Below are 22,874 nucleotides of genomic sequence, written 5' to 3' on the forward strand. Positions count from 1 at the left end.
TTAGCCCCACATTTCTGATATTGACGCCTTGCGTAACCCCGGCTTAAGGTCTTCACTTTACTCTATTCATTGGGCCGGGAGGTGGGTGTGGCAGAACAACTGGAGTTTTTTCCCGTTCAGAGCCCGTGCCGGGGTATCTGCCAGTCGGATGAACGTGGATTCTGCCGGGGCTGTATGCGTAGCCGGGAGGAGCGCTTTAACTGGCAAACCCTGAGCGACGCGCAAAAGCAGGAGGTACTGCGCCTCTGTCGCCAACGTCTGCTGCGCAAATTACGCGCAAACAGGCCGCCCGATGCCGAAGAACCCCAGCAACCCTCACTGTTTTAACCTGCAAAATGCGTATACTCATCTCATCTTTATGTTGAGGAAAATCCAATGGTTCAGCGTATTACTCTCGCCCCGCAGGGGCCGGAATTCTCGCGTTTTGTGATGGGTTACTGGCGTTTGATGGACTGGAACATGTCCGCCCGCCAGCTGGTGAGCTTTATTGAAGAACATCTTGATTTAGGGATCACCACCGTCGATCACGCGGATATCTATGGCGGTTATCAATGCGAAGCGGCGTTTGGCGAAGCGATGAAGCTGGCGCCGTCGCTGCGTCAGCGGATGGAGGTGGTGACCAAATGCGGTATCGCCACCACCGCCAAACCCGAGCATGCCCTGGGTCACTACATCACCGATCGCGACCACATTGTGCAAAGCGCTGAGCAGTCGCTGGTAAATCTGGCGACCGACCATATCGACCTGTTGCTGATCCACCGCCCGGACCCTTTAATGGATGCTGACGAGGTTGCAGAGGCTTTCCTGGCACTTCACCAGAGCGGCAAAGTGCGCCATTTCGGCGTCTCGAATTTTACCCCTGCGCAGTTCGCGCTGCTGCAGTCTCGTGTGCCTTTCACTCTGGCGACCAACCAGGTAGAGATTTCGCCGGTACATCAGCCCCTGCTGCTGGACGGCACTCTCGATCAACTGCAACAGTTACGTGTGCGTCCAATGGCATGGTCCTGCCTGGGTGGCGGTCGTCTGTTTAATGACGAACAGTTCCAGCCGCTGCGCGATGAGTTGGCGCAGGTGGGGCGCGAGCTGAATGCACAATCGATTGAACAGGTGGTCTACGCCTGGGTGCTTCGCCTGCCGTCACGCCCGTTGCCGATTATCGGATCCGGCAAAATCGAACGCGTGCGCTCGGCCATTGCCGCTGAAGAGCTCAAGATGACGCGTCAACAATGGTTCCGCATTCGTAAAGCTGCTTTAGGATACGACGTCCCCTAAATCTCTATTTATCTGACTTTCCGGTGAAATCCTTGCCCCTCGTATAAACTTAAGGGGCAAAAAATAACCTGAGGAGGTCATATGAAGCGTTTTACTCTGGCAATATTGGCGCTGGTGGTCAGCGCAGGTGCGCAAGCCGCCAGCGACGAAGTTGAGATGAACCTTGTCACACCTCAGGGGGTAGGTCAGTCAATCGGGACGGTGACCATCACCGAAACGGATAAAGGGCTGGAATTTACCCCCGCGCTTAACGCCCTTCCTCCGGGCGAGCATGGCTTCCACGTTCACGCGAAAGGCTCCTGCCAGCCAGCGATGAAAGAGGGGAAACCGTCGGCGGCTGAAGCGGCGGGCGGCCACCTTGATCCTCACCAGAGCGGCAAGCACGAAGGGCCAGACGGTATGGGGCACCTTGGCGATCTGCCGGTATTGGTCGTGAACAACGACGGTAAAGCCACGGACGCGGTGGTGGCCCCTCGACTGAAAAAACTGGATGAGGTGAAAGGCAAAGCGCTGATGATCCACGTGGGGGGTGACAATATGTCCGATCAGCCGAAACCTCTCGGCGGCGGCGGCGCGCGTTACGCCTGCGGCGTCATTTGATCTCCCAGCGTCCCCGGCGCAGGAGCATGCTCGAGCTGGGATAATGAACAGTGTAGACGCCAGACCAGCGCAGCCAGATCCTGTGCCGCCGGCTGCGGATGGCGCGCCAGCGTATCGCAGATACGCTGCAACTCGTTAAGTGTGGTGGAGAGCGGACGTTGCTGCACACCGCGTTCGCTCATCACATCCCGCAGAAGTGAAATACAGACATCACGCACCTGGGAGAGTGGGTCAGATCGTGTCTCCCAGCTGCGTAATTGCCATACCACATGCGAACAGTTGAGTAACACTACCCCCCAGCGCAGCAGCCAGCGACGCGCCTGCGCATCCTGACTGGTATTAAGCTGACTAACATGATGATATACCAGCGACTCATAACCATTCTCATCCCGCTGAGGCCTGCGGCTGAGCTGGTCGACAAACCCACGCCGCAACTCACGAATATGACGACGGCTTTTACGCGCGTCAGAGCCCGGGCGTAATACTGCAAACGCCAGCCAGACCAGCCCGACGCCCAGGATTTTAGCCAGATCGTCATTTAAGAAATCGGCAAAGTCATAGGTCGGTGGATTGGTCACCGCGATAAAAGAACCCATAAAAACGATCAACTGCCCCCAAAGTCCCGCCAGTTTCGGCATCTGTAGCTTGAGAAGCTGCATCGTAGTGAGCAAGGGGAAGAGGTACAGCAGGAACTGCCAGAGATCGCTTATCTGCACCATCAGCCCGAACTTCACCACAAAGCTGAACAGCGAGAGCAGGATCAGCGTGCGCAGCAGCAGGTTGAGCGATTTAAACGGCGAGGGTGAAACTGAGTACAGTACGCTGCTGATGGCGGCCAGCGTCAGCGCGGCAGCACCGGCGTCCCACTGCGTAGCAAGAGTCCAGGCGCCGATAAGCGTTAACGCGCAGAAGGTACGAAAACCGCTCCACAACGCTTCGAGGTTATCAGTGTGCCGGGCCAGCGCCGGGCTGCGCGGTACGTTAAAGGTGGTAATGGGTGTCGCCGCTTCCAGCATGGCAATCCAGCGGCTACTCCGCAGGTAGAGTCGGCTAAACCAGAGGAGTCGCTGCCAGAAGGCGTGATGGCGATAATCTTGCCCCTCATGCGGTTTTAGCGGTGCGATAATACGCGCCACGGTATAGAAATCGGTCTCCGGACGGCTCAGCGCCTCCAGCAGCTGTTGTATGACCGGCTGGATCGTCTCAGGCGGATCGGGCCAGTTGAGCAGCATGCGGCGCAGACTGGAGATCGCGCTGGTCATTCGCAACTGCTGATGGAGCAAATAGTTGAGCAGGGCGTTTTGACGGCGAAAACGGTAGTGGCTCCAGAAGGCCTGAATGCGCAGTAAATTGGTGGTCAGGATCTGGGCGATGACTTTTTCGTGTGCAAGACGGATTGCATCGTTGGTGTCAGGTTGCCAGAGCAGCCTGGCATGCTCCAGCAGTCGGGCGTGCATATTTTGTAGGGCGGTAATGAGTGCCGTCCCGTCGGAGGTGCTGGGCAGGATCATCATCATCAGACCACCGCAGAGTATGCCGAGCATGACTTCGCATACCCGCGCCTGCGCCATATCCCATAACTCCGTGGTATCAAGAATGTTGATGACCGGAAAGGCGATGATGGCCGCCGTATAGCCTGCAAGTTGAAAAGCATAGGCGACGTTATTGGTGAAGTGGGCGCAGGCCCAGGTACAGACCCCAAGCCAGGTCGCCATACAGAATAAAAACAGCCACGGATCGTTCAGCGTGTGTCCGGCAATAATCAGCGCGGCGGTCGCCCCTAACAGACTGCCCGCCACCCGGCCCAGGCTTTTACTTATGACACCACCGACGGTAGGGAAGCTGACCACTGCCGCAGAGGTCATCGCCCAGTAAGGTTCATCCAGATTCAGGTAATAGGCGCAGGTCAATGCCAGACACATGGCAATCCCGTTGCGCAGCGCGTAGCGCCACTGCCCAGGGGTCGCCTTGAGCCACGGCGTGTTACGCCAGCTGAACGTAGAGAGTGTCACCGGGCGGTTCCGATAGAGACGCTACAGGTGGTGCCGGAAACCAACGTCAGATCCCTGGGCAGCTCGTCAAACTCGATACGCACCGGAATACGCTGAGCCAGCCGTACCCAGGGGATATTCGGCTTCACGTCCGGTACCAGCCCCGAGTCGGTCTCCACGCTCTGATCAAAGATGGCACGTCCAATGCTGCCGACGTGACCCTGTAACGTCACACCGCCGCTATAGAGGGTAATTTGAGCCTGGGCGCCCGCACGGATATGACGAAGCTTGGTTTCTTCAAAATATCCCACCACGTAAAACGAGTGGCTGTCCACCAGGGCGAACAGCGGCTGGCCGGTGGTGGCGTAATCGCCGGTGCGGGTGGAGAGGTTGGTTACCCAGCCATCCACCGGGGCTTTAACCACCGTCTGCGTCAACTGCCACTCGGCCTGTTTTAGCGTCGCTTCAGCGACTTTTACGCTGGCCTGCATCGCTTTCACGTTGATATTGGCGGTATCCAGATCTTCTGCCGAAATGTAGTTATGTGACAGGTGGCGGCGACGATTCGCTTCATTATTGGCTTTAGCGAGATCGGACTGGGCTTTCGCCAGCTGCGCCTGCGCATTCAGCACAGCGATATGATAGGGAGTCTCGTCAATTTGAAACAACACGTCGCCGCTGTGGACAAGTTGATTGTCTTTCACCTTTAAGGCCGTAATCGCACCGGAAACCTGCGGGGTAATGCTGACCTGCTCGGCGCGGACCTTGCCGTCCCGGGTCCACGGCGACTGCATGTAGTAATTCCACACCCACCATCCGGCGACCAGGGCCAACGCAAGCACGGCTAAACTGGAAAAATATTTGAGCGTTTTTAACATGGTTGTCACCAGAGAGTCAGGATAACCAGCGCCAGGCAGACGCAGAGCACGAACAGCGAGAGATCCATGAGCATCGGATGCCAGATTTCACCGGCGTAGATCCAGTCGCGCAGCAAACGGTGGACCAGTAGCCAGAGGAAGAAGCCGGGGATCACCGCTTTAAATAACGGAGGGAAATAAATGGATGCACCCACGATGAGATCCTGAAGCGGTAGCCCCGCGGCGAGAGATGTGATTTTCACCAGCTCGTTCCTTTGCAATTGAAAATTGGCCATAACGGCCCAGCCTGACGCGCGACGGCCTCAGAACTTGAGTGTAAATCATGGTGTCATCAAGGATGTAGGACGTATTGCATTTGTTTTGGCAATATAAATGCTGCACACTATTCTAAAATCAGTATAATAACTTAGCAAGCTAATTATAAGGAGATGAAATTGGAATCGCCATTAGGTTCTGATCTGGCAAGGTTAGTACGCATCTGGCGTGCTCTGATTGACCATCGCCTGAAACCTCTGGAACTGACGCAGACACACTGGGTAACGCTGCATAACATTCATCAGCTGCCTCCCGACCAGTCGCAGATTCAACTGGCAAAAGCGATAGGCATTGAGCAGCCATCTCTGGTTCGTACGCTCGATCAACTGGAAGAGAAGGGACTAATCTCCCGTCAAACCTGTGCCAGCGATCGACGTGCCAAACGCATCAAGCTGACAGAAAAGGCTGCGCCTATCATCACTGAGATGGAAGCGGTCATCAGCAAGACGCGTGGCGAGATCCTTTCGGGTATCTCACCGGCGGAACTGGAACAGCTGATTGCGTTGATTTCTCGCCTTGAGCAGAATATCAACGAGCTTCAGTCCCGCGGCTAACCTGCCATACATTAAAAAAGCCTTGCTGATGCAAGGCTTTTTTTTACTTAGCGCTGCTGATATTCACGGTTAGCGTGGGGAGACGGTCACCTGGCTGCCATTGCTGGCCAGCACGACACGCTGCCCGGCGGCGAATCTGGTTGCACCTTGTTTCTGCACTACCATGATGGTGCTACCGTCATCTTTACGAATCTCAAGCTCTACGCCCTGAGATTTGTTCATTGCACCCTGGACACCCTGGCCCGCTACACCACCGGCAACGGCACCTGCCGCTGTTGCAAGGCTTCGACCGGCGCCCCCGCCAACGGTGTTACCCAGGAAACCACCCAATACCGCACCGCCAAGTGCACCAATAACGTTGCTTTCGTCTCCACCCTGGATTTGTACCGGGCGAGCGTTAACAACGGTTCCGTAGGTGACATTCTGAACTTGTTTCGCTTCAGAAGCACTGTAGACATCCCCTGAGAGGGAACTGTCGTTGACACAGCCTGCCAGTGTAAACCCTACAAGGGAAACAGCCAGTACACGTAAAATCATTTGAATCTCCTGTTCACCAAAAACGCTCAAAGAGCATCCGTTATGGCTAAATTATAAGGCATTGGCTGCCATAGATCATATTCTTGCGTAAACACCAGCAGAATGGTACTGGATTTTGACGTAACGAAAGATAAACGGCTTAAAAAATGGGCACAATTCTGGCGCTGAAAAATGAGAATATCGCTCGGCTGGCGCGGGAGTGTTAAAAAGTATTATCCCGCCATAGCATTGCCCCGGCGTTTATGATGGAGTGGGCCACTCCCCCACGCGAATAAAGGAAAGCGTATGAAATCGGGTCGTTACATCGGCGTTATGTCAGGAACCAGTCTCGACGGTGTGGATGTTGTTCTCGCGGCAATCGATGAGAATATGGTGGCACAACAGGCCAGCCTCAGTTGGCCTATCCCCCCCGAACTCAAACAGGCCATTCTCGACATCTGTCAGGGCCAACAGTTGACGCTCTCCCAGTTGGGACAGCTGGATACCCGTCTGGGGCAGCTGTTTGCCGAGGCGGTACAGGCGCTGCTGGACCAGGAGAATCTGCGCCCACAGGATGTGGTCGCCATTGGCTGTCATGGCCAGACCGTCTGGCATGAACCGACCGGCGATGCCCCGCATACCCTGCAAATTGGCGATAACAATCAGATTGTGGCCCGAACCGGCGTGACGGTGGTGGGCGATTTTCGCCGCCGTGACATTGCGTTAGGCGGGCAGGGTGCACCGCTGGTGCCCGCCTTTCATCAGGCGCTGCTCACGCATCCCACTGAACGGCGAATGGTGCTGAATATTGGCGGGATCGCCAACCTCTCATTGCTAATCCCTGGCCAGCCGGTTCGGGGTTACGATACCGGGCCAGGCAATATGCTGATGGATGCCTGGATTTGGCGACAGATGGGCAAACCCTATGACAAGGACGCGCAGTGGGCCCGTAGCGGGAAGGTGATCCTCCCCCTCCTGCAGAATCTCCTGAGCGATCCCTATTTTGCCGCACCGGCACCGAAAAGCACCGGGCGCGAATATTTCAATTACGGCTGGCTTGAGCGCCACCTCGTCACCTTCCCGGGACTGGCAGCGGAGGATGTCCAGGCGACGCTGGTCGAACTCACGGCGGTATCTATTGCCGAACAGGTTCTGCTCAGCGGCGGCTGCGAACGTCTGCTGGTCTGCGGTGGCGGCAGCCGAAACCCACTGGTAATGGCTCGTCTGGCCGCGTTACTGCCGGGTACCGAAGTCACCACAACCGATGAAGCGGGTATCAGTGGGGACGACATGGAGGCGCTGGCATTTGCCTGGCTGGCCTGGCGTACCGTGGCGGGGTTACCAGGGAATTTGCCCTCTGTGACCGGTGCGCGTGAAGCAAGCGTGCTGGGAGCGGTCTATCCCGCTAACCCCCGGCAAAATCAGAGTTAACTGAAATTCGCCTTACCAGGCAGGCAGTACACTAAGGGCATGTGGGAGGGTGATTTCACCCTCCAGGACCAGGAAAGTCTTTGGAACAGATCCATGAAAAAACTGCTGCTTGTGATTGCCCCTCTCTTACTCTCCGGCTGTAGCTACTACAACCACTTTGTCGAACGTATGCAGACCGACAAACTGGAGTACCAGTGCGATGAGAAACCGATCACCGTCAATCTCAATAACCCGCGTCAGGAAGTGAGCTTCGTCTATGACAACAAACTGCTGAACCTGAAGCAGGGGATCTCTGCCTCGGGGGCGCGCTATACCGATGGGGTCTATGTCTTCTGGTCTAAGGGAGACACGGCCACAATTTATAAACGCGACCGCATCGTCATGAACAACTGCCAGCTGCAGAATCCGAAGCGTTGAGATTTTCAAAGGGGCGGCGCACAATAGCGCCACCCACTTCTTATCTCAGATAACGCCATGTCAGATAACGATCACTTGCAGCAAATTGCGCATCTGCGCCGTGAATACACCAAAGGGGGGCTGCGCCGTCAGGACCTGCCTGCTGAACCGCTGGTGCTGTTTGAACGCTGGTTGAAACAAGCCTGCGAAGCGAAACTGGCCGATCCCACGGCCATGGTTGTCGCGACCGTTGATGAAAATGGCCAGCCCTATCAGCGCATCGTATTGCTCAAGCACTTTGACGAGAAAGGTCTGGTGTTTTATACCAACCTCGGCAGCCGCAAAGCCCACCATCTGGAGAACAATCCGCGTATCAGCCTGCTTTTCCCCTGGCATATGCTGGAGCGTCAGGTCATGGTGACCGGCAAAGTGGAACGTCTCTCTACGCTCGAAGTGGTGAAATATTTCCATAGTCGCCCACGTGATAGCCAGATAGGGGCCTGGGTCTCTAAGCAGTCAAGCCGCATCTCCGCCCGTGGCGTGCTGGAGAGTAAATTCCTCGAGCTGAAGCAAAAGTTCCAGCAGGGCGAAGTGCCGCTTCCCAGTTTCTGGGGCGGGTTCCGTATCCCCATCGATCAGATGGAGTTCTGGCAGGGCGGTGAACACCGTCTCCACGATCGCTTTTTATACCAGCGCGATAACGGCGGCTGGAAAATCGACCGTCTGGCTCCGTAATCCCCGAAATTTGTTGTGTTAAGCGCTAGCGCACGCCGCGCTTGCGCTTTATTCTATGTCTCTTTCGCGTCTGGCGAAAAGTCGTGTACCGACAGAGGTGCAGTCGATTATTAATGGAGCATTTGATGGCAAGCAGTAACTTGATTAAACAATTGCAAGAGCGGGGCCTGGTGGCTCAGGTGACGGATGAAGAAGCGTTAGCTTCGCTGCTGGCGCAAGGTCCCATCGCGCTCTATTGCGGCTTCGATCCCACCGCTGACAGCTTGCATTTGGGGCATCTTGTTCCTTTGTTATGCCTGAAACGCTTCCAGCAGGCAGGCCATAAGCCTGTCGCGCTGGTGGGTGGCGCAACCGGTCTGATTGGTGACCCAAGCTTTAAAGCCGCCGAGCGTAAACTGAACACCGAAGATACCGTGCAGGAGTGGGTGGATAAAATCCGCAAACAGGTTGCACCTTTCCTCGACTTTAACTGTGGCGATAACTCTGCGATTGCTGCTAACAACTACGACTGGTTTGGCGGCATGAACGTGCTGACCTTCCTGCGTGATATCGGCAAGCACTTCTCTGTAAATCAGATGATTAACAAAGAAGCGGTGAAGCAGCGTTTGAATCGTGACGATCAGGGCATCTCCTTTACCGAGTTCTCCTATAACCTTTTGCAGGGCTATGACTTTGCCTGTCTGAACAAGCTGCACGGCGTGTCGCTGCAGATTGGCGGCTCCGATCAGTGGGGTAACATTACCTCCGGCATCGACCTGACTCGCCGTCTGCATCAGAACCAGGTCTTCGGTCTGACCGTTCCGCTGATCACCAAAGCCGATGGTACCAAGTTTGGTAAAACCGAAGGCGGCGCGGTATGGCTTGATCCGAAGAAGACCAGCCCGTACAAGTTCTACCAGTTCTGGATTAACACCGCGGATGCCGATGTTTATCGCTTCCTGAAATTCTTCACCTTTATGGACATTGAAGTCATCAACGCCCTGGAAGAAGAAGATAAAAACAGCGGTAAAGCCCCACGCGCGCAATATGTGCTGGCGGATGAAGTGACCAAACTGGTACACGGTGAAGAGGGGCTGGCTGCGGCAAAACGCATTACCGCCAGCCTCTTCAACGGCACCCTGAGCGATCTGAGCGAGGCTGACTTCGAGCAGCTGGCGCAGGATGGCGTACCTATGGTTGAGATGGAAAAGGGCGCAGACCTGATGCAGGCGCTGGTTGATTCAGAGCTGCAGCCGTCCCGCGGTCAGGCACGTAAAACCATCGCCTCCAATGCCATCACGATCAATGGTGAAAAACAGGCCGATCCGGAATATACCTTCGTTGAGGGCGATCGCCTCTACGGCCGCTACACGCTGCTGCGTCGCGGGAAGAAAAATTACTGTCTGGTCTGCTGGAAGTAATAATTAGTACACAGGGGCGTGGGAAACCACGCCCCTTTATTTTTTCAGGGTTGTGGTAAGTAAAACATGAAGAACATCCTCGCCATCCAGTCCCACGTCGTGTTTGGCCATGCGGGTAACAGCGCCGCAGAGTTTCCAATGCGTCGCCTTGGCGCCAATGTCTGGCCTTTAAACACCGTCCAGTTTTCTAACCATACGCAGTACGGTAAATGGACTGGCTGCGTCATGCCGCCGTCGCACTTGACCGAGATTGTGCAGGGGATCGCTGAGATAGATAAACTTAAAACCTGCGACGCGGTGTTAAGCGGCTATCTGGGCTCGGCGGAGCAGGGCGAGCACATTCTGGGTATTGTGCGCCAGGTGAAGGCGGCAAACCCCGGTGCGAAGTATTTCTGCGACCCGGTGATGGGCCATCCGGAGAAGGGCTGTATTGTGGCGCCGGGCGTGGCAGAGTTTCACGTGCGCCATGCACTGCCGGCCAGCGATATCATTGCCCCCAATCTCGTGGAGCTGGAAATTCTTTGCGAGCATCCGGTGACAAACGTTGAAGAAGCGGTCGCCGCCTCGCGGGAGTTGATCGCTCAGGGCCCTGAAATCGTGCTGGTAAAACATCTGGCACGCGCGGGTTTAAGTCAGGATCGCTTTGAAATGTTGTTGGTTACGAAAGACGAAGCCTGGCACATCAGCCGTCCGCTGGTGGATTTTGGGGTACGCCAGCCGGTGGGCGTCGGCGATGTGACCAGCGGTCTGCTACTGGTGAAGCTGCTCCAGGGGGCAAGCCTGCGTGAAGCTCTGGAGCACGTTACCGCAGCGGTGTACGAGATCATGGTCGCTACAAAGGGGATGCAGGAGTACGAACTGCAGGTGGTTGCGGCGCAGGATCGCATTGCCCAGCCAGAGCACTATTTCAGCGCGACACAGCTTTAAAAGATGCCGGGCGGCATTGCGCCGCCCGGTAACGCTTAGTTCAGTCCTTCAGCCTGCAGCGCCGCTGCCACCGTCGGACGTGCCGCCACGCGATCCATATAGGACGCGATATGGCCCAAACCTTCCATATTCAGTTTAACCGCCCGTGCCCAGCGCAGTACGGTAAACAGATAGGCATCGGCAATCGTAAAGCGCTGGCCGCAAATCCACTGGTCATCCTTAAGGGAGTCGTTCACGTACTGCAGTTTTTTCTCCAGCAGCGCGCGGACGGTCGGTTTGTACTCTTCAGGCGTATCCGGGCGGAAGAGCGGCGTAAAGCCTTTATGCAGCTCGGTAGCGATGTAGTTCATCCACTCCAGCGTCTTGTAGCGCGCGACGCTGCCAGTAGGGGCCAGCAGCTGGCGATCCGGCACGGCGTCAGCCAGGAACTGCATGATGGCGACCCCTTCAGTCAGCAGGGTGCCATCATCAAGCAGCAGCGCAGGAACCTGTCCCTTCGGGTTAATTGCGAGAAAATCATCGCCGTTTTCCAGGCGTTTCTTCATCAGGTCAACGCCGTTTAGCGTGTAATCTTTACCGCTCTCTTGCAGCGTGATGTGTGACGCAAGCGAACAGGCACCCGGTTTGTAGAACAGTTTCATCGGTAACTCCTTTTGGCTAAGGTTATCGCTATGTTAGTGCGCCGCCAGATAAAAAAAAAGCCGCTAACGCACAGTTAGCGGCTTCTCTTCAGTCGTTTCCCGATGACATTACACGGTCGCGGTGTTGCTCGCTTTCGCCGTCGTGTCGTCGTCCTGAGTCATACGATTCAGTTTCGGGGCCGTCAGCAGCATCAGTGCTGCGATAACGGCGGTCACAATACCAATCTGCAGGAACACGGAGCCATAGACATTCAGGGAGAGCAGCGGATCGGTCACGTTTTCCGGTACTGCCATCAGGGAGGCAATTTTACCTGCAATGATCGCTGCGCCCGCGGTGGTCAGGAACCAGCTACCCATAATGAAGCCCATCAGACGCTGCGGCACCAGTTGAGCAACCATTGCCAGACCGAGACCGGAGATCATCAGCTCGCCGACAGACTGCAGCGCGTAGCTCAGGATCAGCCAGTTAACAGAGACAATACCCGCATCACTGGCGAATTTCGCACCCAGCGGCAGCACCAGGAAGGCGCCCGAGCACAGCACCATACCGATAGCGAATTTGTGCGGCATTGGCAGACGGTCACCCATCTTGTTGTAAATCGCCGCCAGAATCGGGCTACCGACCATGATCCAGAATGGGTTCAGCGCCTGGAACTGCTCCGGCTCGAACGCGATACCGAGGATAGAGTGCTCAACGTTACGAATGGCGAAGAAGTTCAGTGAAGTCGGCATCTGGCTGTAAAGCACGAAGAAGGCAATGGCTTCAACCATCAGAATGAAGGCCACAATCATCTTACGACGTGCAGCACCCTGCATAGAGAAGGCTTCTTTACCAAAGATGATCACAATACCCAGTGCAACCACGCCCAGAACCGCACGCGCGATGCCCTGGTTGTGCAGCAGCCAGGTGGCAATGGCAACCAGTACAACCACACCTACGATGGTTGCCAGCAATTTACCCATCTGCACAGGAGCGAAGTCCGGTTTAGAACCGTACTCTTTAACCCAGCTGCGGCAGAACAGGAAGTTCACCACGGTGATCAGCAGCCCGACGAAGCTCAGGGCAAATGCCACGCTCCAGCCGAATTTTGCCGCCAGCCACGGGGTCGCCAGCATGGAGAAGAAGGAGCCGATATTGATGGACATATAGTACATGGTGAATGCACCGTCCAGACGCGGATCGTCTTTGTTATAGCAGGTAGAGAGCAGTGAGGACGGGTTCGCTTTAAACAGGCCGTTACCCACGGCAATCGTCGCCATCCCTAAATAGACCACACCTGCATCGTGGCCGGACCAGGCGACCAGGCCATAGCCGATTGCCAGAACGATGGCACCCAGCAAAATAACACGTTTGGTACCCAGGACTTTATCGCCCAGCCAGCCGCCAATCGCGACCAGGCCATATACCAGCGCACTGAAAGAAGAGAACAGCGTGATGGAATCGGCTTCTGACATACCCAGCTGTTTAACCAGGTAAACCGCCATGATCCCTTGCAGGCCGTAGAAACCAAAACGCTCCCATAACTCGATAGAGAAGATGAGATAGAACGATTTAGGTTGTTTGAAAGCGTTAAGACTTACGCTCTCTTCCGCTGGTTTATTGTTTGCAGTAGACACATATACCTCTTTTTTTACATCCCATATTAACGGGGGTGTTCATAGCGTGATGTCTAAAAAACCATCCGCTTTATAGTTATAGTGGGAGGGGAAACGGCGGGTAATGTTCACTATCCTGACCCATCTGGCAATACATTTGTAATGGTCTGTTACATTTAACTAAGCCGATACAATACGCCAGAAACCTAATTGTTATTTAGCGTTAAATTTCATCCATTAGGTTTTACTGGATTTTTTCACTACCAGGGCGGGGAGAGAATGGGCTTATGGCGATATGTTCTGCTGTTTGGTTGCTTGAGTAGTGATATGGGCTATGTTCTGAAAATTAGCTGGTCAGATATGTTGCATGGGCGGTTGTATCACCTGCGCGCGGAAGGGGTTACCCGTCTTTTATACACAAAAAACTAACATCGTGTTATCAGGGTGATCGCGATCACAGAGTTATAGAAATTTTCGCTGACAAAAAAACATTTAACCTGTCTTTCCGTTAATGCGCCCTATGAAATCACTGCGCGTTGGCAAAGCAAGAGCAGGATCGACGTATAAAAAGCGAACAGACAGGTTGGGTTTCAAAGGCTTGCTGTTGCCAGGGGTAATAATGAACCGTCGGACGACGGTTCAGGCGTAGACTTTCTCTTTATATTCGCAGAGATCTTCAATGATGCACGAGCCACAACGTGGTTTGCGCGCAATACAGGTATAACGCCCATGAAGGATGAGCCAGTGATGGCAATCCACTTTAAACGAGGCAGGGACCACTTTCAGAAGCTTCTCTTCAACCTGCTCGACATTTTTCCCGGGGGCGAACTGGGTGCGGTTGCAGACGCGAAAGATATGGGTATCTACTGCGATTGTCGGCCATCCGAACGCCGTGTTTAATACCACGTTCGCCGTTTTGCGCCCCACGCCAGGTAACGCCTCCAGGGCTGCGCGATCTTCCGGTACCTCGCTACCGTGCTGTTCAACGAGGATCCGGCAGGTTTTAATCACGTTTTCCGCTTTGCTATTAAAGAGGCCAATCGTTTTGATGTACTGCTTTACGCCATCCACGCCCAGCGCCAGCATCGCTTCCGGCGTATTTGCCACCGGATAGAGTAGCGCGGTGGCCTTGTTGACGCTGACGTCCGTCGCCTGGGCTGAGAGCAGCACAGCAATCAGCAGTTCGAAAGGCGAAGTAAACTTCAGCTCCGTCGTCGGGTGCGGATTTTCATCGTGCAGGCGTTGCAGAATCGCAATACGCTTCTCTTTGTTCATCAGGCTTTCCCGGCCGCGCCATCTTCAACGCTTACGCTGCGGGCTGCCGCACGACGTTTGCGTTTCTCATCAATCAGGTATTTTACCGCCAGCATCATGCCAAGGCCGATAAAGGCACCGGGTGGCAACATCGCCAGCAGGAACGGGGTATCGGTATGGAAGACTTCAATGCGTAGCGCCTTCGCCCAGCCGCCAAGCAGTGCATCTGCACCGTCAAAGAGCGTTCCGTTACCCAGAATTTCACGCATCGAACCGAGCACAAACATGGCGCAGGTGGCGCCCATCCCAATAGAAAAGCCGTCCAGCGCAGAGATGGCCGGATCGTTCTTCACCGCAAAGGCTTCCGCACGGCCTACTACGATGCAGTTGGTTACGATCAGCGGAATAAAGATCCCCAGAGACTGATACAGACCAAAGGCATAAGCGTTGATCAGCATCTGCACCACGCTTACCACCGAGGCGATAATCATGACGTAGATTGGAATACGAATTTCCGATGGCGTCCAGCGACGCAGGGCTGAGATAGAGAAGTTGGTCAGGGTTAACACCAGCGTGGTTGCCAGCCCCAGACCCAGCGCATTGGTCGCTGTGGATGTCACCGCCAGCAGGGGGCACATCCCCAGCAGCTGTACCAATGCCGAGTTGTTCTTCCAGAGACCCTGGACGATTACCTCTTTAACCTGGCTCATGATTACTCCTCACAGGCCGGAAGATTGTTGAGTTGCGCAGGCAGCGTTTCCGCATAAAGCCCTGCACGTTTCACCGCGTTGACCACGGCGCGTGGCGTAATGGTGGCGCCGGTAAATTGATCAATCTCGCCGCCATCTTTCTTAACGGCAAAGGCGGTATCATTATCACCGTGAATCACCTTGCCCGCGAACTGCAAAATCCAGTCGCTCAGACGGACTTCAATTTTATCCCCAAGGCCTGGCGTCTCATGATGTTCGGTCACGCGGGTGCCAAGAACGGTACCCGCAAAGTCGGCCCCGACAAGCAGTTGAATAGAACCGGAGTAGCCGTCCGGCGCTGTCGCTTCCATGACTGCCCCAACAGGAGTATCGCCTTTACGGGCAATAAAGACGCGATGGTTCCCTTTCCCCAACTGCGGCGCCTGAACGATAAAGCAGCTTTGCTGCAGATCATTATCATAGACCTCTGACGGGATCACCTGATCGAACAGCGCTTTTTGCTGGCGGGCAGCCTGCTGATCGATAGTCGGTTTGGTCAGCTCATTCACCAGCGCGGTGAGCCCGGTCAGGGCCGCGGCGAAAATCGCCAGGGTCACGCCGTGTTTCTGCATGGTTTTCAGCATGGCGGTTCCCTTAGCGATGGCCGTAAACGCGCGGACGCGTGTAGTAGTCAATTAACGGTACGGTGATGTTTGCCAGTAGCACGGCAAAAGCAACACCGTCCGGATAGCCTCCGAAGGAGCGAATCAGCCACACCAGCAGGCCTGCCAGCGCGCCAAAAATCAGACGTCCCCGATTGGTGGTAGAGGCGGTGACGGGGTCGGTGAGGATAAAGAACGCGCCGAGCATGGTGGCACCGGAGAGCAGATGGATCTGCGGGCTTGCCAGCGATTCGGGAGAGAAGAGCCAACCGAGCGTCGCACATACCGCCAGCGTGACAATAAAGCTCACCGGGATATGCCAGCGAATCGCCTTTTGTTGCAGCAGAAATACGCCGCCCAACAGATAGGCAAGGTTGACCCACTGCCAGCCCGCACCTGCCAGCACGCCGCTGTAAATCGGGTACTGCAAAATTTGCTCGACGGGATGCCCGGCGTGCAACGAGGTTTTAAAGGTATCCAGCGGTGTGGCCTGGCTAACGCCATCTACGCCCATCCGGAGGCTGTCCATATCTCCGCTGGCGCTGTGGCCGGTGAAGATCACCTGAAGAGCATCCATAAAGCCCGGTACGGTGGCAGCTATTTCATGGGGGGGGAGCCAACTGGTCATCTGAACCGGGAAGGAGATCAGCAAGACGACATAGCCAATCATCGCGAGATTGAAGGGGTTATGCCCCAGCCCGCCATACAGCTGCTTGGCGATAATCACGGCGAAAACGGTGCCCAGTACCACCATCCACCACGGGGCGAAAGGCGGAATACTGATCGCCAACAGCAGGCCGGTGAGCAGGGCGGAGTTATCGGCGACAATCTTGCTGACCGGCATCTTGCGCAATTTGAGCACCAGCGCTTCAGCGGCGAGGGCGCTGATACAGCCGAGGAGTATCTGGAAGAGCGTTCCCCAGCCAAAGAACCAGAGCTGAACGGCAATGCCGGGTAGTGCCGCCAGGCAGACCAGCATCATGATGCGTGAGGTCTGGCGCTGGTTATGGGTATAGGGGGAACTTGCGATTCTAAAAACCATTTAATCCTCGTTTACTGCTTGCTGTGCGGCTTTTTTTGCCTGTACGCGCGCAATAGCGGCCGAGATGGCGGCTTTGCGCGGGTCGTCGTTGGCGGCCTGTTCTTCTTGTTGCGCTTCTTTACGGGCTTTAGCGCGGGCGATAGCAGCCTCAACGGCGGCTTTACGCGGGTCAACGGGCTCCGCCGGGGCGGCTTCCTGCGCCTCGGCCTTGCGGGCTTTGGCACGGGCGATGGCAGCCTCAACGGCGGCTTTGCGTGGGTCCAAGGGCTCTGCCGGCGCGTCGACCGGGGTTTCCTCGGCCTGGGCTTTACGGGCCTTGGCACGGGCGATGGCAGCCTCAACGGCGGCTTTGCGCGGGTCAACGGGCTCTGCCGGCGCGTCGACTGGGGTTTCCTCGGCCTGGGCTTTACGGGCCTTGGCTCGGGCGATGGCGGCCTCGACGGCGGCTTTGCGCGGGTCAACCGGCTCTGCCGGGGCGTCGACCGGAGTTTCCTCGGCCTGTGCTTTACGGGCTTTAGCGCGAGCTATAGCCGCCTCTACGGCAGCTTTACGCGGATCCACGGTTGCTGAGGAGACCTCATCATGATCTTCCGCTTTACGCATCTCCGCCTGCGCAATCGCCTCTTCGACCGCCTCGACGGATGGATCAATTTTCGGATCGTGAAGCTCGGCGGTTTTCTCAGCCTGACGCGCGCGGGCCTGGGCTTTACGCGCTTCCCGTGCGGCAATCGCTTCGCTGTTATCCGGACGGGTGCCGGACTGAATCACCACCTCTTCGGTGGCGTTGGCATTTTTCACACGTACGCGCGCCAGCGCCGCCTTGATAGCATCCTGATCTTTCGCTGCAGGCTGCACCGCAGCCTGCTTGTGACGTGCCTGTCGCGCCTCTTTTTCACGCTCAAGACGAGCCTGACGGGCTTCAAAACGGGCTTTTGCTTCTGCAGCCCGTTTCTCTTCCATCGAAATGGCATAAATTTCAGCCTTCTCGACGCGGAAATACTGCACCAGCGGAATATTACTTGGGCAGACCCAGGCGCACGCGCCGCACTCAATGCAGTCGGCCAGATTGTGCGCTTTGGCTTTATCGTGCAATTGACCTTTGCTGTACCAGTAGAGCTGCTGGGGCAGCAGATCCGCCGGACAAGCATCGGCACAGGCGCTACAACGGATGCAGCCTTTCTCTTCCTGCTCCTCGCCCATCTCGCTGGCCGAGGGAGCCAGCAGGCAGTTCGTAATTTTTACGACCGGGACGTCCAGCCAGGGCAGGGTAAAGCCCATCAGCGGGCCACCCATAATCACCATCTGTTCAGGGCCTGGACAGAAACCTGCCTGCTCAAGCAGATGGCGAATTGGGGTACCCAGGCGCGCCCAGACGTTACCCGGCCGTGAAACGGATTCACCGGTCAGGGTCACGACACGTTCGGTCAGCGGCTCGCCGTCAATCACCGCGCGTTTAACCGCATAGGCGGTACCGACGTTTTGCATCAGCACGCCGATATCCGACGAACGACCGCCGTGAGGAACCTGCTTGCCGGTTAAAATCTGGGTGAGCTGCTTCGCACCGCCAGAGGGGTATTTCGTGGGGATCACCCGCAGGCTGATATCATGGCTGCCCGCCAGCACCGCACGCAGCATAGAGATGGCCTGCGGTTTATTATCTTCAATGCCAATCAGCACTTCGCGTGGCTGTAACACGTGCGCCAGAATGCGGATACCTTCCACAACCTGCGCTGCGCAGTCCTGCATCAGACGGTCATCGGCGGTGATATAAGGCTCGCACTCGGCGGCATTGATAATCAAGGTTTCAATCTTATCGCCACCGCCACGCAGTTTGGTGCCAGTAGGGAAACCCGCCCCGCCGAGGCCAGCCACGCCGAACTGGTGGATACGCTCAATCAGCGCCTCGCGGCTTTGGCTGCGATAATCACTCCAGCCCTCGCGCTCACACCAGCGATCCTCGCCATCGGCTTCAATCACGACGCACAGTTCAGATAAGGCGGAAGGGTGGGGGACGGTATGAGGCGCGATGGCCACCACCTGACCTGACGTTGGCGCATGTACCGGCAACATCCGGCCACGACCAAAGGTCAGCGGCTGGCCGCGCAGTACAGTATCACCCGGCTTCACGCACAGTTCACCCTCAGCACCAATGTGCTGTTTAAGCGGGATGATAAAACGCGTTGCCAGCGGAATCTGACGCAGCGGCGTACCGCTGGACTGGTTTTTCATCTCCGGCGGATGAATACCGCCATCGAAATCCCAGATCTTCTCTTTTCTGAAGGCAGAAAATAACTTAAGCATGGTGTTCCACAGGAATAATACGAACCGGAATGGTTTGAAGATCCCATTTCCAGCTGTCAGTCGTAGGGCTGACCGGACGCAGCTCAATACATTGCGTTGGACACGGCGCAACGCAGAGATTACAGCCGGTGCACAGATCTTCAACCACGGTGTGCATGGCGCGGGTGGCACCGATGATGGCATCTACCGGGCAGGCCTGAATACATTTGGTGCAGCCGATGCAGTTTGGCTCATCAATAACCGCCAGCATACGCACGGGCTCAGCGGCCTCTTCGCCGTCGGTCGGCTGGGGATCGACGTTAAGCAGCTCAGCGATTTTGAGCATTACCGCTTCGCCGCCAGGGGCGCAACGGTTTATTTTCTCTCCGCCGTTACCGACCGCTTCGGCATAAGGGCGGCAGCCGGGGTAGCCGCACTGCCCACACTGGCTCTGCGGCAGTAGTTCATCAATTTTTTCAACAACGGGATCATCCTCGACCGCAAAGCGGCGGGAGGCATATCCAAGAATGAGGCCAAACACCAGACCCAGCACGCTGAGCGAGGCGATGGCGATCCAGATTGCATTCATTACAACTTCACCAGACCACTGAAGCCCATAAAGGCCAGAGACATCAGTCCTGCGGTCACCAGCGCGATGGCGTTACCACGAAACGGCGCCGGAACATCGGCCGCAACCATGCGTTCACGGATGGCGGCAAACAGTACCATCACCAGCGAGAAGCCAACCGCTGCAGAAAAACCATACAGCGCGGACTGCATAAAATTATGCCCAAGATTGATATTGAGCAGCGCCACGCCAAGCACCGCACAGTTAGTGGTGATCAAGGGCAGGAAAATGCCGAGCAGGCGATAGAGCGCCGGGCTGGTTTTACGCACTACCATTTCGGTGAACTGCACCACTACGGCAATGACCAGGATAAATGCCAGGGTGCGAAGATAGGTCAGACCCAGAGGAATCAGGATCCAGTTATCGATCCACCAGGCGCAGATAGAGGCGAGGGTCATGACGAAGGTGGTTGCCAGCCCCATTCCCATCGCGGTTTCGAGCTTTTTGGAAACGCCCATAAACGGGCACAGGCCGAGAAACTTCACCAGGACGAAGTTATTCACCAGCACTGTGCCGACAAAAAGCAGTAAGTAGTCAGTCATTATTCAGCCTGAAATAAAAAGCCGCCTATTATCGGACAAAGTCCGGTAAGCGACAACAGGATAACTGTAAGGTTATTACGGGTTCACAAAGGTCTGCTTCACGCGTACAGAGCGCTTAAAGTAGGGAACGAAGAGCGCCGTAACCAGTAGCGGGAAGAGCAGTTGACGAACGGCCAGCGCATCAGAAACCGGCGAGAAAGCGAAGGCTTTCACCGCTAATAACACCGCAACCAGCAGCCAGATAATATAGTGTTTTGGTACGCATTGACGTCGCTTAAAGAAGGCGATAGTCAGCCACAGGGTGTAGTACCACATGGCGATGGCGAAACCGAAGGAAATAAACCACATCACTTTATTACTGGCATTTTGCGCACTGAGGGTCTCGAGAGCATGCGGCGTAATTAAAGCCGTTGAATAAAGCACCAGCGCCAGCGATGCGCTTAATAGTGCCACCAGCAACCAGGCGAGAGGGGCAAGTAACCAGCCTCCAATTCTTTCTCCAGCGGTTGTGGTCATGGTATCTCCCGAAAGTTAGCGCGAAATCGTAGGCAGAATAGCCGGGGCAAGATTATATAACATTTCGCGCTAATGGCTACTTTCTTATTGTACGAAGCGCCAGACGGACTTTGGCACCTCGCCGATATTAAACAAACGCCCACCGGAGACCAGTTCTGCGCGGCGATGATCGGCGGCGCGGTACATACTAATAATGTCCTGATTATCTGTAAGGGTGTAGTTCAGGTGATCAAACAATTTTTCCAGACTTTCAAGAGAATTGATCTTACGAAATTTTAATAAATAGTCCTGAACTGTCATTTTAATAAGTTTCCATTTAAGAGTTAGTAATACCAGCAGGGTAATTCGTTCGAATAATAAACGGATAAAAAAAGAGGTAAACAAATTGCACAGCGCACCATGCACAATTAAGAGTTTTCTTTGCCGATGAAGTCAGGCGTCGACCGACGCCTGGGGAAGAAGATTAGCGCTGTTCATCATCGCTGGCAATAAGCAACTGACATCATATGTCACCCTTTTTTAGGAGGGCGTTACTTATGCGGCGCCTCGCTGGTTACGGGGACGGGAGGCTGATAGTTATCAATATGGCTGGCGACACCCAGCAGGATCACAGAGACCCCCAGGACAATCCATCCCGTTAACTCAATAATTCGATTAATAATTGACGTCATCATCGTTGATATTTGTTTTATCCATAAATACAGGGGCTAAATTTTACAGCGCAGTACGCGTGGCGGCAAGCGCTTTGCGGACTGGGTTTGTGATGGTAAACAGTAGGTTATAATTTGATATAAGATTTTACTTATTTAAGGCGCGCCGGGGCTGCCTCCCCTTCGGTATTAATTTATTGTGAGGGCAGGAGAGATCGTGTGAAATAGAAGGGTCATAAGATGAGAGGCAACGTCATGAGCGATAAAATCCGCGTTGGATTAATAGGTTATGGTTACGCCAGTAAAACATTCCACGCCCCCCTGATTGCGGGAACGGCAGGAATGGAGCTGGCGGCAATATCAAGTAGTGATGCCACGAAAGTTCATGCGGACTGGCCAACCGTCCCGGTGGTTTCTGAGCCGAAGCAACTCTTCAACGACCCCAATATCGATTTAATCGTTATACCTACCCCGAATGATACACACTTCCCCCTGGCGAAAGCGGCACTCGAAGCGGGCAAACATGTCGTGGTCGATAAACCGTTTACCGTGACGTTGTCACAGGCCCGCGAGCTGGACGCGCTGGCGAAAAGCCTGGGACGTTTACTGTCGGTCTTTCACAACCGTCGCTGGGATAGCGATTTCCTGACGGTAAAAGCGTTGATTGCCGAGGGTGCGCTGGGCGAAGTCGCTTTCTTTGAATCACATTTTGACCGCTTCCGTCCGCAAGTGCGCGACCGCTGGCGTGAACAGGCAGGGCCGGGCAGCGGCATCTGGTACGATTTGGCACCCCATCTGCTGGATCAGGCGGTCAACCTGTTTGGCCTGCCGGTCAACTTGTCGGTGGACCTGGCCCAGTTGCGCCCTGGCGCGCAGGCGACGGACTATTTCCATGCGGTTCTGAGCTATCCCCAGCGTCGCGTTGTACTGCACGGCACCATGCTGGCGGCGGCGGAATCGGCGCGCTATATCGTGCACGGTACCCGGGGCAGCTATGTGAAATACGGCCTCGACCCGCAGGAAGATCGCCTGAAGAATGGTGAGCGTCTGCCGCAGGAAGACTGGGGTTATGACATGCGTGATGGCGTGCTAACCCGCGTGGAAGGTGAAGAACGCGTCGAAGAGACCTGGCTGACGCTGCCGGGGAACTACCCTGCGTACTACGCGGGGATCCGCGATGCCCTGAACGGCGACGGCGAAAACCCGGTACCGGCCAGCCAGGCGATTCAGATTATGGAGCTGATCGAGCTCGGTATCGAGTCGGCGAAGCATCGCGCAGCATTGAATCTCACCTGATAGCCTGTTCCCTGGCGGTGGCTATGCCGCCAGGGACAACAACGCTAAACCCCGCCAGGCGGC

At 55.6% G+C, this 22,874-nt stretch carries 26 protein-coding genes; 10 read left to right on the forward strand and 16 right to left on the reverse strand.

What is annotated here, in order from left to right:
* Nucleotides 1-87: 87 nt before the first annotated feature.
* The 3 genes from B2Q93_RS01340 (at nucleotide 88) to sodC (ending at nucleotide 1,872) form a co-directional block, all read left to right on the forward strand.
* Nucleotides 88-327 (forward strand): DUF1289 domain-containing protein, encoded by a 240-nt coding sequence (locus tag B2Q93_RS01340; RefSeq protein WP_040075915.1) that lies wholly within the window; start codon nucleotides 88-90, stop codon nucleotides 325-327.
* 48 nt (nucleotides 328-375) lie between these two features.
* Nucleotides 376-1,272: an aldo/keto reductase gene (locus tag B2Q93_RS01345; protein WP_046885974.1), complete on the forward strand. Its 897-nt coding sequence runs from the start codon at nucleotides 376-378 to the stop codon at nucleotides 1,270-1,272.
* Nucleotides 1,273-1,353: 81 nt separating this feature from the next.
* Nucleotides 1,354-1,872, forward strand: a complete 519-nt coding sequence (gene sodC / locus B2Q93_RS01350) for a superoxide dismutase [Cu-Zn] SodC (protein ID WP_040075913.1) — start codon at nucleotides 1,354-1,356, stop codon at nucleotides 1,870-1,872.
* On the opposite strand, the gene B2Q93_RS01355 is transcribed toward sodC, so the two are convergent.
* Genes B2Q93_RS01355 through B2Q93_RS01365 form a run of 3 tightly spaced genes read right to left on the reverse strand, consistent with a single transcriptional unit; the run spans nucleotide 1,851 to nucleotide 4,983 of the window.
* Entirely contained in the window at nucleotides 1,851-3,884 is a 2,034-nt protein-coding gene (locus B2Q93_RS01355) for an FUSC family protein (protein WP_286931654.1), read from the reverse strand. The genes sodC and B2Q93_RS01355 overlap by 22 nt on opposite strands.
* On the reverse strand, nucleotides 3,881-4,741 hold the full coding sequence (locus tag B2Q93_RS01360; RefSeq protein WP_286931655.1) for an HlyD family secretion protein: 861 nt from the start codon (nucleotides 4,739-4,741) through the stop codon (nucleotides 3,881-3,883). The genes B2Q93_RS01355 and B2Q93_RS01360 overlap by 4 nt, the downstream gene beginning before the upstream one ends.
* Nucleotides 4,742-4,746: 5 nt before the next feature.
* Nucleotides 4,747-4,983, reverse strand: a complete 237-nt coding sequence (locus tag B2Q93_RS01365; protein ID WP_412098735.1) for a DUF1656 domain-containing protein — start codon at nucleotides 4,981-4,983, stop codon at nucleotides 4,747-4,749.
* Between the two features lie 186 nt (nucleotides 4,984-5,169).
* Between B2Q93_RS01365 and slyA the strand changes: the two genes are divergently transcribed.
* Nucleotides 5,170-5,610: a transcriptional regulator SlyA gene (gene slyA, locus B2Q93_RS01370; protein WP_040075910.1), complete on the forward strand. Its 441-nt coding sequence runs from the start codon at nucleotides 5,170-5,172 to the stop codon at nucleotides 5,608-5,610.
* Between the two features lie 69 nt (nucleotides 5,611-5,679).
* On the opposite strand, the gene slyB is transcribed toward slyA, so the two are convergent.
* Entirely contained in the window at nucleotides 5,680-6,147 is a 468-nt protein-coding gene (slyB, locus tag B2Q93_RS01375; protein ID WP_046885978.1) for an outer membrane lipoprotein SlyB, read from the reverse strand.
* Between the two features lie 285 nt (nucleotides 6,148-6,432).
* Here slyB and anmK point away from each other — a divergent pair, with 285 nt between their 5' ends.
* The 5 genes from anmK (at nucleotide 6,433) to pdxY (ending at nucleotide 11,015) form a co-directional block, all read left to right on the forward strand.
* Complete coding sequence (gene anmK / locus B2Q93_RS01380; protein WP_040075908.1) at nucleotides 6,433-7,557, forward strand: anhydro-N-acetylmuramic acid kinase; 1,125 nt, start codon at nucleotides 6,433-6,435, stop codon at nucleotides 7,555-7,557.
* A 93-nt stretch (nucleotides 7,558-7,650) separates the two neighbouring features.
* Entirely contained in the window at nucleotides 7,651-7,974 is a 324-nt protein-coding gene (mliC, locus tag B2Q93_RS01385) for a C-type lysozyme inhibitor (RefSeq protein ID WP_046885979.1), read from the forward strand.
* Nucleotides 7,975-8,031: 57 nt separating this feature from the next.
* Nucleotides 8,032-8,688, forward strand: coding sequence for a pyridoxamine 5'-phosphate oxidase (gene pdxH / locus B2Q93_RS01390; protein ID WP_046885980.1), 657 nt, complete (start codon nucleotides 8,032-8,034; stop codon nucleotides 8,686-8,688).
* Nucleotides 8,689-8,813: 125 nt separating this feature from the next.
* On the forward strand, nucleotides 8,814-10,088 hold the full coding sequence (gene tyrS / locus B2Q93_RS01395) for a tyrosine--tRNA ligase (RefSeq protein WP_040075905.1): 1,275 nt from the start codon (nucleotides 8,814-8,816) through the stop codon (nucleotides 10,086-10,088).
* Nucleotides 10,089-10,154: 66 nt separating this feature from the next.
* A complete protein-coding gene (gene pdxY, locus B2Q93_RS01400) occupies nucleotides 10,155-11,015 on the forward strand; it encodes a pyridoxal kinase PdxY (protein ID WP_046885981.1) in 861 nt (286 codons plus the stop codon).
* 35 nt (nucleotides 11,016-11,050) lie between these two features.
* On the opposite strand, the gene gstA is transcribed toward pdxY, so the two are convergent.
* The 12 genes from gstA to blr all read right to left on the reverse strand — a co-directional run bounded on the left by gstA (nucleotide 11,051) and on the right by blr (nucleotide 21,524).
* Nucleotides 11,051-11,656 (reverse strand): glutathione transferase GstA, encoded by a 606-nt coding sequence (gene gstA, locus B2Q93_RS01405; protein WP_040075902.1) that lies wholly within the window; start codon nucleotides 11,654-11,656, stop codon nucleotides 11,051-11,053.
* Nucleotides 11,657-11,764: 108 nt separating this feature from the next.
* Nucleotides 11,765-13,273, reverse strand: coding sequence for a dipeptide/tripeptide permease DtpA (gene dtpA, locus B2Q93_RS01410; RefSeq protein WP_212477989.1), 1,509 nt, complete (start codon nucleotides 13,271-13,273; stop codon nucleotides 11,765-11,767).
* 618 nt (nucleotides 13,274-13,891) lie between these two features.
* Nucleotides 13,892-14,527, reverse strand: a complete 636-nt coding sequence (gene nth / locus B2Q93_RS01415; RefSeq protein WP_046885983.1) for an endonuclease III — start codon at nucleotides 14,525-14,527, stop codon at nucleotides 13,892-13,894.
* A complete protein-coding gene (locus B2Q93_RS01420) occupies nucleotides 14,527-15,216 on the reverse strand; it encodes an electron transport complex subunit E (RefSeq protein WP_046885984.1) in 690 nt (229 codons plus the stop codon). Before B2Q93_RS01420 ends, nth begins: the two co-directional genes overlap by 1 nt.
* 2 nt (nucleotides 15,217-15,218) lie before the next feature.
* Nucleotides 15,219-15,839, reverse strand: a complete 621-nt coding sequence (gene rsxG, locus B2Q93_RS01425; RefSeq protein WP_046885985.1) for an electron transport complex subunit RsxG — start codon at nucleotides 15,837-15,839, stop codon at nucleotides 15,219-15,221.
* Nucleotides 15,840-15,849: 10 nt separating this feature from the next.
* Nucleotides 15,850-16,899, reverse strand: a complete 1,050-nt coding sequence (rsxD, locus tag B2Q93_RS01430) for an electron transport complex subunit RsxD (RefSeq protein ID WP_286931656.1) — start codon at nucleotides 16,897-16,899, stop codon at nucleotides 15,850-15,852.
* Nucleotides 16,900-19,200 (reverse strand): electron transport complex subunit RsxC, encoded by a 2,301-nt coding sequence (gene rsxC / locus B2Q93_RS01435; protein WP_286931657.1) that lies wholly within the window; start codon nucleotides 19,198-19,200, stop codon nucleotides 16,900-16,902.
* Nucleotides 19,193-19,768: an electron transport complex subunit RsxB gene (gene rsxB, locus B2Q93_RS01440; protein WP_212477993.1), complete on the reverse strand. Its 576-nt coding sequence runs from the start codon at nucleotides 19,766-19,768 to the stop codon at nucleotides 19,193-19,195. Before rsxB ends, rsxC begins: the two co-directional genes overlap by 8 nt.
* Nucleotides 19,768-20,349, reverse strand: a complete 582-nt coding sequence (gene rsxA / locus B2Q93_RS01445; RefSeq protein WP_046887210.1) for an electron transport complex subunit RsxA — start codon at nucleotides 20,347-20,349, stop codon at nucleotides 19,768-19,770. The genes rsxB and rsxA overlap by 1 nt, the downstream gene beginning before the upstream one ends.
* 75 nt (nucleotides 20,350-20,424) lie before the next feature.
* Nucleotides 20,425-20,865: a DUF2569 domain-containing protein gene (locus B2Q93_RS01450; protein WP_233802047.1), complete on the reverse strand. Its 441-nt coding sequence runs from the start codon at nucleotides 20,863-20,865 to the stop codon at nucleotides 20,425-20,427.
* Nucleotides 20,866-20,949: 84 nt separating this feature from the next.
* Nucleotides 20,950-21,165 carry a transcription modulator YdgT gene (gene ydgT / locus B2Q93_RS01455; RefSeq protein WP_040078505.1) on the reverse strand — a complete coding sequence of 72 codons (216 nt, stop codon included), beginning with the start codon at nucleotides 21,163-21,165 and terminating at the stop codon, nucleotides 20,950-20,952.
* 230 nt (nucleotides 21,166-21,395) lie between these two features.
* Nucleotides 21,396-21,524: a division septum protein Blr gene (blr, locus tag B2Q93_RS01460; RefSeq protein ID WP_172657838.1), complete on the reverse strand. Its 129-nt coding sequence runs from the start codon at nucleotides 21,522-21,524 to the stop codon at nucleotides 21,396-21,398.
* Between the two features lie 246 nt (nucleotides 21,525-21,770).
* On the opposite strand from blr, the gene B2Q93_RS01465 reads away from it, so the two are divergent.
* The gene (locus tag B2Q93_RS01465) at nucleotides 21,771-22,811 is read left to right on the forward strand and encodes an oxidoreductase (RefSeq protein ID WP_286931658.1); all 1,041 of its coding nucleotides are present in this window, start codon (nucleotides 21,771-21,773) and stop codon (nucleotides 22,809-22,811) included.
* Nucleotides 22,812-22,874: the final 63 nt, after the last annotated feature.

This window comes from Leclercia sp. UBA5958 (assembly GCF_002430365.1).
GTDB lineage: Bacteria > Pseudomonadota > Gammaproteobacteria > Enterobacterales > Enterobacteriaceae > Enterobacter > Enterobacter pneumoniae.